The organism is Fontimonas thermophila, from assembly GCF_900113085.1.
GTDB lineage: Bacteria > Pseudomonadota > Gammaproteobacteria > Nevskiales > Nevskiaceae > Solimonas > Solimonas thermophila.
This window is the reverse complement of record NZ_FOOC01000011.1, coordinates 32722-45778: the sequence shown is the minus strand read 5'-3', so window position 1 is coordinate 45778 and position 13057 is coordinate 32722. Positions and strand designations below refer to the sequence as shown.

Annotated in this window: 11 protein-coding genes; 6 read left to right on the top strand and 5 right to left on the bottom strand. The window is 67.2% G+C overall.

Annotation, left to right across the window (positions count from 1 at the left end):
* Window position 1 precedes the first annotated feature (1 nt).
* Window positions 2-2011: a BamA/TamA family outer membrane protein gene (locus BMZ48_RS10475; protein WP_143383684.1), complete on the top strand. Its 2010-nt coding sequence runs from the start codon at window positions 2-4 to the stop codon at window positions 2009-2011.
* Between the two features lie 63 nt (window positions 2012-2074).
* On the opposite strand, the gene BMZ48_RS10470 is transcribed toward BMZ48_RS10475, so the two are convergent.
* The 3 genes from BMZ48_RS10470 to BMZ48_RS10460 all read right to left on the bottom strand — a co-directional run bounded on the left by BMZ48_RS10470 (window position 2075) and on the right by BMZ48_RS10460 (window position 4312).
* Window positions 2075-2917, bottom strand: coding sequence for a hypothetical protein (locus tag BMZ48_RS10470; RefSeq protein WP_091534842.1), 843 nt, complete (start codon window positions 2915-2917; stop codon window positions 2075-2077).
* A gap of 11 nt (window positions 2918-2928) precedes the next feature.
* The gene (locus tag BMZ48_RS10465; RefSeq protein WP_091534841.1) at window positions 2929-3828 is read right to left on the bottom strand and encodes a hypothetical protein; all 900 of its coding nucleotides are present in this window, start codon (window positions 3826-3828) and stop codon (window positions 2929-2931) included.
* Between the two features lie 82 nt (window positions 3829-3910).
* Window positions 3911-4312, bottom strand: a complete 402-nt coding sequence (locus tag BMZ48_RS10460) for a DUF2946 family protein (protein ID WP_143383683.1) — start codon at window positions 4310-4312, stop codon at window positions 3911-3913.
* Between the two features lie 80 nt (window positions 4313-4392).
* Here BMZ48_RS10460 and BMZ48_RS10455 point away from each other — a divergent pair, with 80 nt between their 5' ends.
* From BMZ48_RS10455 to BMZ48_RS10435, 5 genes are all read left to right on the top strand, one after another.
* On the top strand, window positions 4393-6552 hold the full coding sequence (locus BMZ48_RS10455) for a RelA/SpoT family protein (RefSeq protein WP_091534837.1): 2160 nt from the start codon (window positions 4393-4395) through the stop codon (window positions 6550-6552).
* Between the two features lie 52 nt (window positions 6553-6604).
* Complete coding sequence (locus BMZ48_RS10450) at window positions 6605-6988, top strand: RidA family protein (protein WP_091534836.1); 384 nt, start codon at window positions 6605-6607, stop codon at window positions 6986-6988.
* A complete protein-coding gene (gene recG / locus BMZ48_RS10445) occupies window positions 6981-9074 on the top strand; it encodes an ATP-dependent DNA helicase RecG (RefSeq protein ID WP_091534834.1) in 2094 nt (697 codons plus the stop codon). Before BMZ48_RS10450 ends, recG begins: the two co-directional genes overlap by 8 nt.
* 68 nt (window positions 9075-9142) lie before the next feature.
* A complete protein-coding gene (gene ubiA / locus BMZ48_RS10440; protein ID WP_234981611.1) occupies window positions 9143-10024 on the top strand; it encodes a 4-hydroxybenzoate octaprenyltransferase in 882 nt (293 codons plus the stop codon).
* A 61-nt stretch (window positions 10025-10085) separates the two neighbouring features.
* Entirely contained in the window at window positions 10086-10904 is an 819-nt protein-coding gene (locus BMZ48_RS10435; protein ID WP_091534833.1) for an alpha/beta hydrolase, read from the top strand.
* Between the two features lie 17 nt (window positions 10905-10921).
* Here BMZ48_RS10435 and BMZ48_RS10430 read toward each other — a convergent pair whose 3' ends face one another.
* Both BMZ48_RS10430 and BMZ48_RS10425 read right to left on the bottom strand, forming a co-directional pair.
* Window positions 10922-12157: a DUF819 family protein gene (locus tag BMZ48_RS10430; RefSeq protein WP_091534831.1), complete on the bottom strand. Its 1236-nt coding sequence runs from the start codon at window positions 12155-12157 to the stop codon at window positions 10922-10924.
* A 165-nt stretch (window positions 12158-12322) separates the two neighbouring features.
* Window positions 12323-13024 carry a ComF family protein gene (locus BMZ48_RS10425; protein WP_143383682.1) on the bottom strand — a complete coding sequence of 234 codons (702 nt, stop codon included), beginning with the start codon at window positions 13022-13024 and terminating at the stop codon, window positions 12323-12325.
* Window positions 13025-13057: the final 33 nt, after the last annotated feature.

The window sequence follows — 13057 nt, the reverse complement described above, 5'->3', positions numbered from 1 at the left end:
AGTGCGTCGCCATTCGCATGGTGCGGTGCCTGCGTCGGTGCTCGCCGATCTGGCCGGCGCCTACCTGCCGGTCGCATTGGCGCTGGCGGTGCTCGCGCTGCTGTCTGCCTACGCAGGCTTCGACCGCTGGCTGCTCGATCATTTCTTCGATCCCGCGCGCGGGGAGTTCCCCGCCCGCCGTGCGTTCTGGGCGCAGACCGTGCTGCATCGGGGACAGACCGGATTCATCGTGCTGGTCGCATCGGCCGCGCTCGCCGTGTTCGTCGGCGGCTTTGTGCGACCGCGTCTGCGCCCGCTGCGCCGCGACGCGCTCTATCTGCTGGCCTGCATCGCGCTCACCACGGCCACCGTCGGTGGACTCAAGCAGGTGACCGCGCTCGACTGCCCCTGGGATCTCGCCGGCTATGGCGGCGAACGACCCTACCGGCATCTCTTCGATCCGCGGGATGGCGGTGGCGGCCGCTGCTTCCCCGGCGGCCATTCTTCTGGTGCGTTCGCGCTGCTGGCGCTGTCCGTGCTGCTGCGCCGGCGTGGTCGCCCCGGGGCCGGTGCGGCTTTTGTCGCGGCGCTCATGCTGGGGCTGAGTTTTGCCCTGCTGCAATGGCTGCGTGGCGCGCATTTCCCTTCCCATGACCTCTGGAGCGCATTCATCGCCTGGAGTGTGGCGCATGCCCTGGCGGGGCCGATGCTGGGACGACCGGCGGGTCCCGCCGCGGTCGCGCCGGCACAGTCCGGGGGCGGTCAGATTGCCGTTTTGTTCGGTGTGGCCTTGTTGCTGGCGATGCTCGCCGGCAGCGGGGTGGCGCGTGCCGATGACCTGCCCGTGGTGCGCGAGATCGCATTTCGCGGCAATGCGGTGACCCAGCCCGAGGTGATGCTGCGCGAGATTCCCCTGCGCGCCGGCGATGCCGCCGACCCTGCGCTGATCGAGAGCAGCCGCCAGGCGATCCTCGATCTCGGTTTGTTCCGTATGGTCGATGCCGTGCAGGAACCGCTCGATGACGGTGTGCGCGTGGTGTTCGTGGTGCGCGAGAAATGGTATGTGCTGGCGTATCCGCGCCTGTCCGCGAACAGCGACGGGCAGGATTCGATAGGCGCCGAGCTGCGCTGGAACAATGTGTTCGGTCTCAATCACGGTCTGCGCGCGCTCGTCAGCAGCGCCGATCGGCGCGAACGCGGGCGTGGCCGTCAGCTCGGCTATCTGGTCAGTTACCAGGCCCCGTTCGCATGGGGGACGCCGTACACGCTCAGTTTCAAGATTTCACAGACGACGACCCCGGTCACGCTGCTCGATGGCGCTGCCGTGTCGTATGACGAAACCATCGATGAGCTGCAGTTGCTCGCGACGCGCAAGTTTGGCGAGCGCGGCGCAGCGAGCCAGGGCTGGAGCGCGGGCGGCGGGTTGCTCTGGCGCAGCCAGCGGACCGCGGGCGAGGATGCGCCGGCGCCGTGGGGCGATACGTACGCGCTGGTCGCCCTGCTCGGCTACCGCGACGAGCACGATTATGTGTTCAGCGAGGAGGGCACGGTTTTAGGTCTGCGCTACGAGATCGCCGATCAGCATCTGCTGTCGGATTACAGCTACACCCGGCTGACCGCCGAATACCGCCGCGCGCTCGCCCTGGGCGAGGTCCCCCATCAGACGCTCGAATATGGCCTCAAGCTCGGCAGCGCCCATGGCGGACGTCAGGAGATTCCGCCGTTCTCGCTCGGCGGCACCCAGGGACTGCGCGGTTATGCGCGCAACAGTTTCGCGGGTGGCGCCTATTACTTGGCGACCTTGAGTTATCTGCGCCCCTTCGGTTGGGATTGGCTGCGTTTTGTGGCCAGCATCGAGGCCGGCAATGTCTACGACGATGCCGATGATCTGGATACCACCGTGCACTGGAGTCTGGGGCTGGGTTTGCGGATCCGCGTGCCGCGGCTGGTGGGGGTCGAGTTCGAAGCCGGCGTCGCGCTGCCACTCTCCGGCGACAGCGCGCGCTTTTACGGCTATCGCAACGGCTTTTGAAACGGCTTTTGATCGGAAGCGGCCGGCACACCAGGCGCCGACCGCTTCCGTGGCGCCGGTGGGTCAGTCGGCGTGATCGCCGACGGCGTGCACGTGCAGGCTCGCGAGCACCTGCTGCGCGAACCGGCCCTGCTCGGCGGTATCGCTGGCCAGACGGTCCATTGCGATGCCCTCGAACCAGCGGTCGTAGATCACGCCGACGGTGACTTCGAGATGACGATGTTCGCCGTTCAGGGTAACGGGCGTCTCGAAGGCAAGCGTCGTGCGCAGCGCAGGTCCGCCATAGGCGGCATCGATGCACTCGTGCGCAAACAGCGGCGCATTGTCTGCCGTGCGCTCTGCCGGCAGCTCGGGAACGCCGACCGTATTCGGGTAATAGCACGGCGAGACGACGATTGACTGTCCGCCGATATCGAGTGGTCCATCGTCTGTTCCGATCTGCGTGCCGGCGGGCGCTGGCAGCAGCTCGACGACAAGACCGCAGTATTCGCCCGGTTCCGCAGGCAGCGATCCGAGATCGACGATGGTGTTCAGATCGGGTTCGAGGACGTCGATAAAGTCACCGGTATCGTGTGTTTCGCCACCATGCGCATGCGCAGCCGGCAGTAAGGCATCCGCGATTTTGCGAACCAGCGCAGCGGCATGGATGCCGCAAGGTTCGAGCGCCACCGGGCTTATACCCAGCAATCCGCGCTGCAGGTCGATGCGCATGCCGTCCTCGCGGCGGAAAGTCTTGTAATTGGATGTCGAGTGCTTCGGCGCGTAGTTCGCGGTATGCGCCGTCGTCATCGCGGCATCGTGGGTGTGATGCAGCGCCGAGACCTCGGCGTGGATGCCGTCGCGGCTGTCGCCGCTGCCGCAGGCGCTGAGCAGCAGCGCGCTGCCGAACAAGAACAAACGTTTCATCGTCCCATTCCTCAACGAAAGTCGTAAGCCAAAGACAGGCGCAGCACGGCGTCTTCATCCTGTGCGCCATGGAGGTTTTCGATCACCGGCAGCTGCGCGCCGGCGCTAACCGACAGCTCCTGTAAAAAGCGCGCGGCGATGCCGGTGTAGACCATGCCCAGCGTGCCGCCCGAGTCCGCATCGGGCGTGCCATCGAAGCGGTTGCGCTGCGCATGCCGCAGATCGAGCCCGAGCTGGATGGCCCAGTTGGGGTCGATCGCGTATTGGCCGAGCAGCGAGGCCGTCGCCGCATCGCCGGGATCGAAGTTCTGCCGTCCCTCGCCGTAGAAGTAATAAGTGCCGGAGACGCTGAGCAGCCACGGGAAGCGGTAGTAGCGATACCAGGCACCGAGATTGGGTGCGAGCGCACCAGCGTCGGGCTGGACATCGATGTCGAGCGCGCTGCCGTTGCGTGCGATCTCCTCGCCGGTGGGAACGCGCAGACCGAAGCGCAGGCCGGCAATCTGCTTGAGGCTCGGATCACCGCTGCGGTAGGGCGACCACCACGCGACCAGATCCGCATCGCCCCAGCCTTGCGCTTCCAGCTCGGCAAGATTGGCGTCGCGGATGCGCTTGCGTACCCACGGCCATTGCGCGCCGAGGATGAGCGTCTCGCTGAGGCTGTAGGAAAAGCCGAGCGTATTGCGCCATTCGTCGGTTTCGCGGGCGCTGGCGCCGCGCCCCTGGGTTTCGCTGCGCACGAGCACGTCCAGTGCGCCGCGCAGCCGCCCGGCGTAGGGTTTTTCGGTGCCGAGCAGGGTGATGCTGTAGTCACCGCATTTACAGGTCGAACAAGCCTGCGCGGGCGGGCTGGCGGCGAGCACGACCAGGCTCGCGCAGGCCGCCGCGCGCAGCGGATGCATCCAAATCATCGGAAGACTCCTGATATGGCCGAAAGAAACGGCCGCTGTGACGGGAAGCTGCGGCACGCAGGCATGCCGCAGGGCTACACGTTCAGCCTGGAGTCGGAGGGCCGCGGGCCGGCGGCGTCAGGACCGGTGATGCGCCAAGGTTGGCGGATATCGCTGGGATGACCGCGGCCGGCGCTGCGGGTCGGGGCACGATGGCCGGCACCGCCGGTACGCCGGCGGCCGGGCTGCCATGAACCGCAGCGCACAGCGCGCAGTCTGCCAGCGGGGTGGCGGTGGTCCGGTCATCGAGCGCTCGTTTGACCTCGTCTGGCAGGCGGGCGAGCAGCAGCGCCTGCAGCGCCGGCGAACCGCTGCCGCAGATGGCGTAGGCCAGCGCGTTGCCGTGGCGCTGGGCATAGGCCGTGGCGTGCACGGACGGCACCCACAGCTGCACGAGCAGCACGAGGATGCCGATCCAGGCCAACGGGCGGGTAGCGGGACGCATGGGGCGCGCAGCTTCGCAGACCGCCGTGCCGGGGGCAAGCCCGCCCCCGGTGTGCGCGAGCGCAGGCCTATACTGGCGGCATGGACATGTCGGTGATCCAGCGGCTGAGCAACGCGATCCGCACGCAGCGTGTCGAGCGCGCGTTCGGCATCGACGCGCTGTGTCGTGTGCTCGAGACCTATCTGCCCGACAAGCAGGTGGCCGAAGTGCGCCGCGCCGCCGAGTTCGCCACCAGCGTGCACGAAGGCCAGCACCGCACGTCAGGCGAGCCGTATGTGTATCACCCGCTGGCAGTGGCGCGCACGCTGGCCGAGATGCGGCTCGACCACACCACGCTGATCGCAGCCATCCTGCACGACGTCATCGAGGATACCGGTGTGTCCAAGGAGTCGCTCGCGCTCGAGTTTGGCGCCGATGTCGCCGAACTGGTCGATGGTGTGAGCAAGGTGACCCGCGTCGAGGGCCGTACGCGCGCGGAGCAGCAGGCGGAGAGCTTCCGCAAGCTGTTGCTCGCGATGACCAAGGATCTGCGCGTGATCCTGATCAAGCTCGCCGACCGGCTGCACAACATGCGCACGCTCGCGCACGTCGCGCCGGAGAAGCGGCACCGCATCGCACGCGAGACACTCGAGATCTACGCGCCGATCGCGCAGCGGCTCGGCATCTACTCGATGCGCACCGAGCTCGAGGATCTGGCCTTCGCCGCGCTGTATCCAAAGCGCTACGCGGTGTTGCAGCAGGCGGTGAGCGCACAGCTCGGCGATGCCAAGAAGGTCATCCGCGAGGTCGAGCAGCGGCTGTCGGTGGCGCTGCGCGAGGAGGGCATCGGGGCGGGCGTCGTCGGCCGGCAGAAGAACATCTACAGCATCTACCAGAAGATGCGGCGCAAGAAGCTCAAACTGCTCAAGGTCATGGATCTCTTGGGCTTCCGCGTCATCGTCTCCAAGGTGGACGACTGTTACCGTGCGCTCGGGGTCGTGCATCACGTCTACAAGCCGGTGCCGCAGCAATTCGACGACTACATCGCCAATCCCAAGTCCAATGGCTATCAGTCTCTACATACCGCCTGCATCGGTCCTGGCGGCCACAAGATCGAAGTGCAGATCCGCACGCGCGACATGCACCATGTCGCCGAGAGCGGGATCGCCGCGCACTGGCAATACAAGCAGGGCGCACGCGACGGCGCCGGAGCCCCGCAGGCACGCGCGCACGAATGGGTTGCCGGACTGTTCAACGATTTCGGTGGCGCCAGCCCGATGGATTTCATCGAGCACGTCAAGATCGATCTGTTTCCGGACGAGGTTTACGTATTCACACCCAAGGGCGAGATCCGCCGCCTGCCCAAGGGCGCCACGCCGGTGGATTTTGCCTACGCGGTGCATTCCGAGCTCGGCGATCATTGTGTCGCCGCGCGCGTCGATGGCGTGCTCGAGCCGCTGAACACGGTCCTGCACAACGGCCAGACTGTCGAGATCATCACTGCGCGCCATGCGCGCCCGAACGCGGCCTGGCTCAATTTCGTCAAGACCGCCAAGGCGCGCTCGGCGATACGCAACTACCTGCGTCAGCAGCACGAGGACGAGGCCGTGCGGCTCGGCCGGCGGCTTCTTGAAATCGCGCTGCGCGAGCTGTCGATTCCATCCAGCGTGCTCAAGGATGAGCAGCGGCTCGCTCCGGTGCTGGCGGCCCATCATTTCACCGATGTCGAAGAGCTGTACGCCGCGATCGGCAGCGGTCAGCGGCTCGCCGCGCTAGTGGCCCGCCAGTTTCTGCCCAAGGAGCAGACTGATGCGCCGCAGGGCAAACCCGCACCGCTGGCGATCGAGGGCACCGAAGGGCTGGCGCTCGATTACGCACGATGCTGCCATCCGCTGCCCGGCGACGATATCCGCGGCCATGTCAGCGTAGGCCGGGGTATCGTCGTGCACCGCATCGAATGCAAGCATGCCAAGGGCCGCCCCCAGGACTGGGTGCCGCTGGCCTGGTCGGAGAAGGTTCAGGGAGATTTTCTCGCCGAGGTGCGGATCAAGGCGCACAACAAGCGTGGCCTGCTGGCGCGGATCACGACCGAGATTTCCAACGCCGAATCTTCGATCGAGAATGTGCAGATGCCAGACCGCGCCGGCGGCGAGATCGTCGAGATGCGCTTCGTCATCACGGTGAAGAACCGCATCCATCTCGCGCGCGTGCTGCGCCGTCTGCGCCGCATCGAGTGGATCGAGCGCGTCTGGCGGGCATGAACAATCCGAAACGATCCGGGGTGGCAATCCCCCGCACGCATACGAGGCCGACATGACACGCAGCATCATCCAGACCGACCGGGCGCCGCCGGCGATCGGCACCTATTCGCAGGCCGTGGTCTGTGGCAACACGGTTTATCTCTCCGGCCAGATCCCCCTCGATCCGCGGACGATGACCCTGGTCAACGCCACGATCGACGACGAGATCCATCAGGTGTTCCGCAATCTTCGGGCGGTCTGCGAGGCCGCTGGTGGCGCGCTCTGCGGTATCGTCAAGCTCAATATCTATCTCACCGATCTGGCCCACTTTGGCAGGGTCAACGAGATCATGGCTGAGTATTTCCCGCAGCCATATCCGGCGCGCGCGGCGATTGGCGTTGCCAGCCTGCCGCGCGGGGCGCGTATCGAGGCCGACGGGATTCTGGTGCTTGGCTGATCGCCGGTTTTCGCGCGGGGGGCCAGTTGCGCCCACGCTCGACAGCGAGATCGCCTACCTCAAGGGGGCCGGCCCGGCGATCGCCCAGCGTCTGCGTGCGCTCGACCTGCATTGCGTGCGCGACCTGTTGTTCCATCTGCCGTTGCGCTACGAGGACCGGCGGCGGCATACGCCGCTCGCGCATCTGCGTCCGGACGAGGAGGCCCTGGTCCGCGGCCGTATCGTCGCGGCTGAGGTGCGCATCGCCGGCCGGCGCACGTTGCGCGTCGTCCTCGACGACGGCAGCGGTGGCTTGCTGCTGCGCTTCTTTCATTTCAACGAAGCGCAGAGGCAGGCTTTCGCAGTCGGTCGCTGGGTGCAGGCTTATGGCACCGTGCGTGCCGGTCCTGGCGGGCCGGAGATGGTCCATCCGCAGTACCGGATCGCCGATGCCGCCGAGGTCTTGCAACCGGATGCCGATCTGACGCCGGTTTACCCGCTCACCACGGGCATCACCCAGTCGCGCCTGCGCGCGCTCATCGACCGCGCGCTCGAAATCGCCGCGACCGATGCCGATCTGCTGACCCCCCTGCCGGGCGTCGATGGCCCGGCGACGCTCGAAGCGCTGCGCATCATCCATCATCCATCCACCGCTGCCGACGCCGAGGCGCTGCTTGCACACACACACCCGGCGCAGCGGCGTCTCGCGCGCGAGGAGTTGCTCGCCCATCAGCTCGGCATGCGCTTGCTGCGCGCGCATCTGAAATCCAGGCCGGCCCCGGTGATCCGCCGCCCGCAGGCGGCGATCGCCGAGCTGCTGGGTGTGCTGCCGTTCGCGCCGACGGCGGCGCAGCGCCGCGTGCTCGACGAGGTCGCGCAGGATCTCGCCAGCAGCCGGCCGATGCTGCGTCTCGTGCAAGGCGATGTGGGCAGCGGCAAGACCGTGATCGCCGCCGCCGCCCTGCTCGCCGCCTACCGCGACGGCCTGCAGGCCGTGCTCGTCGCGCCGACCGAACTGCTCGCCGAGCAGCACCTGCGCACGCTCACGGCCTGGTTTGCGCCGCTTGGGATTGCGCCGCTGTTTCTGTCGCAGCGCGTGAAGAAGCGCGAGCGCGCGCACGTGATCGCCGCGCTCGCCGCGCAACGGCCGGCGATTGCGGTGGGCACGCATGCCTTGCTGCAGGAGGGCGTTGACTACGCACGCCTGGCGCTGACCGTCGTTGACGAGCAGCACCGGTTCGGTGTGCAGCAGCGCTTGGCCCTGCGTGACAAGGCGGGTCACCTCGCGCCGCACCAGTTGATCATGTCGGCGACGCCGATTCCGCGCACGCTCGCGCAGACGATTTATGCCGATCTCGACGTCTCGGTCATCGACGAGTTGCCGCCGGGGCGTACGCCGGTGACGACGGTGGTGTTGTCCAACGCGCGTCGTGATGAGGTTGTGATGCGCATCGGCGAGGCTTGCCGGCAGGGGCGTCAGGCCTACTGGGTGTGCACGCTGATCGAGCAGTCCGAGGAGCTCAACGCCGAGGCAGCGGCGGCGACGGCCGCCCGTCTGCGCGAAGAACTGCCGCAACTGCGCATCGGTCTCGTGCATGGGCGCATGAGGCCGGAAGAAAAAGACGCGCAGATGCGCGCGTTCAAAGAAGGTGCGACGCAGTTGCTCGTCGCGACGACGGTGATCGAAGTCGGCGTCGATGTGCCCAATGCCAGCATCATGGTGATCGACAATGCCGAGCGCCTGGGGTTGGCACAGTTACACCAGCTGCGCGGCCGCGTCGGACGCGGTGCAGGCCAGAGCCAGTGTGTCCTGCTGTACCAGTCGCCGCTCGGCGAGATGGCGCGTGCGCGCCTGGAAACGCTGCGGGCGACGACCGACGGATTTGCGATCGCGCAGCGTGATCTCGAACTACGCGGACCGGGCGAGCTGCTCGGCCGCCGCCAGACCGGGGAAATCGGCATGAGACTCGCCGATCCGGTGCGCGATGCCGCGCTGCTTGCGGATCTGCAGCGCCTCGCCGACGACTGGCTCATCCATCATCCGGCGCTCGCGCAGCGCCTGATCCGACGCTGGGTCGGTGATCCGGAGCGCTACGCCCAGGTCTGAAGGCCGCAGGTCGCGGGCAAGGCCGCTGGCGCTGCAGCCGTCTTGTGCGCCGGCTAAGCTTGCGCGCCATGACGATGACCGCGCTCACCGACAAATTCCGCGACTACCTCGTGCTGATGCGGCTTGACCGCCCCATCGGCATTTACCTGCTGCTGTGGCCGACGCTGTGGGGCTTGTGGTTCGCAGCCGGCGGAGTGCCCGATGCGCACGTGCTGTTCGTGTTCGTCGCCGGGACCGTGCTGATGCGCTCCGCCGGCTGCGCGATCAACGATTTCGCCGACCGCGATTTCGATCCACACGTCGCCCGTACCCGCGACCGTCCGCTCGCCGCCGGCCGGGTGACGCCGGAAGAAGCGGTGCGCCTGTCCGTTGCGGTTGCGCTGATCGCCTTTGGTTTGCTGACCTCGCTGAAGAACACGCTGGCGCTGCTGCTGGCGCTGCCGGCGGTGATTCTCGCCGCGGTTTATCCGTTCACCAAGCGCTGGATCAGCCTGCCGCAGGCGGTTTTGGGCGTGGCGTTCTCGTGGGGCATTCCGATGGCCTACGCCGCGGTGCGGCACACCATCGCCTGGAACGAAGTGGCGCTGCTGATGGCCGCGAATATGTGCTGGGTCATCGCCTACGACACGTTTTATGCGATGGCCGACCGCGCCGACGATCTGAAAATCGGCGTGAAATCCTCGGCGATCCTGTTTGGCCGATACGATCGGCTGGTGATCGGTGTGCTGCACGGTGCGGCGCTGCTGCTCCTCATCTGTCTCGGTTGGATCACGGGTCGTGGCGCGCTGTATTTCGGCGGTATCGCCGTGGCGGCCGGATGCGCGCTGTATGAGCAGTACCTCACGCGCACGCGTGAGCCGCAGGCCTGCTTCCGCGCCTTCTTGCACAACAACTGGTTCGGTCTGGCGGTGTTCGCCGGGCTTGCCGCCGATTACGCGCTGACGGCGTGATGCATCCAAGGCGCGGTGGCGCTACGTATCCCGCAGGCACTGTGTGAGAAGGGATGGATCGATGACAACCCAATGGCGCAATGTGCTGGCCGGACTGGTGTGGGTGTTGGGGTTGCTGCCGGCGGCGGGGCGTGCGGCGCAGCCTCAGACGTATGTGTTCACGCCGCCGGAGTGGCCGCAGCCGCTATCGGGCGATCTGTACCGGCCTGCGTCCTGCACCGCCTGCCCGGTCGTGCTGCTGATCCACGGTGGTGGCTGGCGCAGCGGCAAGCGCACGCACATGCATGCGTTTGCCGCCGACTTGCAGGCGCGCGGTTATGCCGCTTTTTCGATCGACTACCGGCTCGTCCCTGCCTACATTTTTCCGGCGCAGCTCGATGACGTGCGCCTGGCCCTGGAATGGCTGCAGGCACAAGCACCGGCGCTGGGTCTGGATGCGCAGCGCATCGGTGCCTGGGGGTATTCCGCCGGTGCGCACCTTGCCGCGCTGGCGGCGCTGACCACCGAAACGCCGCGCGTGCGCGCCGTCGTCGCCGGGGGCTTGCCCGCCGATCTGGTCGCGGCCGCCGACAGCCCCCTGGTACAGCGATTCTTGGGCGGCACGCTCGAGCAGATGCCGGAGCGCTATCGTGCCGCTTCTCCGCTGCATCAGGTGGATGCAAATGCGCCGCCGATGTTTCTCTACCACGCGCGCTGGGACTGGATCGTGTCTTCCGAGCATCCCCGGCGCATGCAGGCGGCGCTGGCATCCGCTGGCGTCGATCACGCCCTCGAATGGTTGGGCTGGCGCGGGCACATCGCCGGTTTTTTCTGGCCCGGTGCGGCCCGCGAGCACGCGCTCGATTTTCTCGATCGACACCTGCGCTTTGCGCCGCCGTAAGATTGATGCGCGCGGATTTACTCCGCGACCAGACGCAGCAACTGGCCACACACCCAGCCGCCATAGGTGCCCAGCGCATAGCCGAGCACGGCGAGCAGCACGCCGACCGGCGCCAGCGACGGATGGAACGCGCTGGCGACGACCGGTGCGCTCGCGGCGCCGCCGATGTTGGCCTGACTGCCGATCGCGAGGTAGAACACCGGAGCCTTGAGCAGTCGGGCGACGGCGATCAGCAGGGCGGCGTGGATCGCAATCCAGGTCAGGCCGACTCCGAACAGCCCCGGATTGGTGAGAATCGCGCGCAGATCCATGTGCATGCCGATGCTCGCAATCAGCACATACAGCAGCGCACTGCCGATCTTGGAGGCACCGGCGCCTTCGAGTCGGCGTGCGCCGGTGAACGACAGCAGAAGACCGAAACTCGTCGCCAGCACGACGATCCAGAAAAACGGGCTGGCCAGGCTCAAGCGCTGCGCCCAGGCCCCTTGCGCATCGAAGAAGGCCGCAAGCGGCGTGGCCAGCGCATGCGCAAGCCCGGTGGCGCCGAAGGCCAGCGCGAGCATGAAGATCAGATCCGGTAATTGGGGGATGCGGGCATGCTCGGCCTCGAAGCGCTCCATGCGCGTGCGCAAGGCCTGTAATGCCGAGGTGTCCACCCCGCGCCGCGCATCGAGGGTCTGCGAACGCCCGGCGAGGTAGAGCAGCACCGCCATCCACAGATTGGCAACGATGACATCGACGGCGACCATCATGCCGAACAGATTGTTGTCGACCGCAAACACTTCCTTCATCGCCGCCTGATTGGCGCTGCCGCCGATCCAGCTGCCGGCGACCGTGGCCATGCCGCGCCAGACCTCGCCGGCGACGACCCCGGGCGCAAGGGATTGCCAGATCAGTAGAGCCAGCGGTCCGCCCACGATCACGCCCAGGGTGCCGGTCAGAAACAGCGCCAGCGCCTTGGGGCCGAGGCGCAGGATGGCAGGCAGATCGATCGACAGTGTCAGCAGCACCAGCGTCGCCGGGAGCAGGTAGCGCGAGGCCACGACGTAGAGCTGTGAGTGCTCACCATCGATCACCCCCAGCGAGTTGAACAGCGCCGGCAGGAAGTAGCACAGCAGCAGGGCTGGCACGTAGGCGTAAAACCGGCGCCAGAACGGATGCGCGCTATGGGCGGTGTAAAACACCACGCCCAGCAGCGCCGACAACAGACCGAGGGTGACGGCGTCGTTGGTGATCAATGGCTCGGGTTTCACGGGGCGTCGTCATTTCTGCTGAGAAATCGGCACGTTCGCGATCCGCGCGGATCTGCGCAAGCGGGAAAGCTTTCAGGATGACGCGACCGGGCCGGTTGCGCCATCGTGCTGCGCCAGACCGTGTGCGATTGGTGCGCGCAGTGGGCCCCATCCGGCGCGGGGTACTCAGGGTGTCCGCGCCGCGGCCCAGACCTCGATGCGCACCGCGCCGGCGGCGCGACAGGCGCGGGCGAGGGATGCGAACGTGGCGCCAGTGGTCATGACGTCGTCCACCAGCGCCACGTGCAGGCCATCCAGGCGGCCATTGATGGCGAAGGCATCGCGCATGTTGCGCCGGCGTGCGGCGGCTGACTGGCCGATCTGATCCTCGGTCGGGCGAATACGCTCGGCGGCGCGGATGGCCAGGGGGATCGACAGCCCGTGCGCGAGCACGCGGCTGATTTCCAAGGCCTGGTTGTAGCCGCGGCGGCGCAGGCGTATGGCATGCAGCGGTACCGGCAGGAGTAATTGGGGCAGGGGCGCCGCCCGGCGCGCGAGCTGCGCGCACATCAGCGTGCCGAGCAGCGGCGCCTGCGCCAAATCGGCGCGGTATTTGAGCGCGTGGATCCAGTGCTGCACCGGGGGTTCGAGGCGCAGCGCCGCCCAGGCTTGATCGAACGGCGGCGGTTGTGCCTGGCAGCCGGAACAAACCGTGGCCACGGCCAGCGGTTGCGCGCAACGCGTACAGGCCGTGTGGTTCCACGGCAGCTCGGCGCTGCAGGGTGGGCACAGCATGCCGCCGCGCAGGGGGGTATGGCATCGGCGACAGCGCGGTGGCAACAGCGCGGCGAGCGCACGCCCCACCATGTCGTCAACCAAACCGGGCACGGATTGGTTGACAGCATCCGCTGTGCGCGGAAC

Bases quoted from the DNA above. Each gene is read 5' to 3' on its own strand.
- BMZ48_RS10470 (WP_091534842.1), bottom strand. From the start codon at position 2,917: ATGAAACGTTTGTTCTTGTTCGGCAGCGCGCTGCTGCTCAGCGCCTGC.
- BMZ48_RS10465 (WP_091534841.1), bottom strand. From the start codon at position 3,828: ATGATTTGGATGCATCCGCTGCGCGCGGCGGCCTGCGCGAGCCTGGTC.
- BMZ48_RS10460 (WP_143383683.1), bottom strand. From the start codon at position 4,312: ATGCGTCCCGCTACCCGCCCGTTGGCCTGGATCGGCATCCTCGTGCTG.
- BMZ48_RS10455 (WP_091534837.1), top strand. From the start codon at position 4,393: ATGGACATGTCGGTGATCCAGCGGCTGAGCAACGCGATCCGCACGCAG.
- BMZ48_RS10450 (WP_091534836.1), top strand. From the start codon at position 6,605: ATGACACGCAGCATCATCCAGACCGACCGGGCGCCGCCGGCGATCGGC.
- ubiA (WP_234981611.1), top strand. From the start codon at position 9,143: ATGACGATGACCGCGCTCACCGACAAATTCCGCGACTACCTCGTGCTG.
- BMZ48_RS10435 (WP_091534833.1), top strand. From the start codon at position 10,086: ATGACAACCCAATGGCGCAATGTGCTGGCCGGACTGGTGTGGGTGTTG.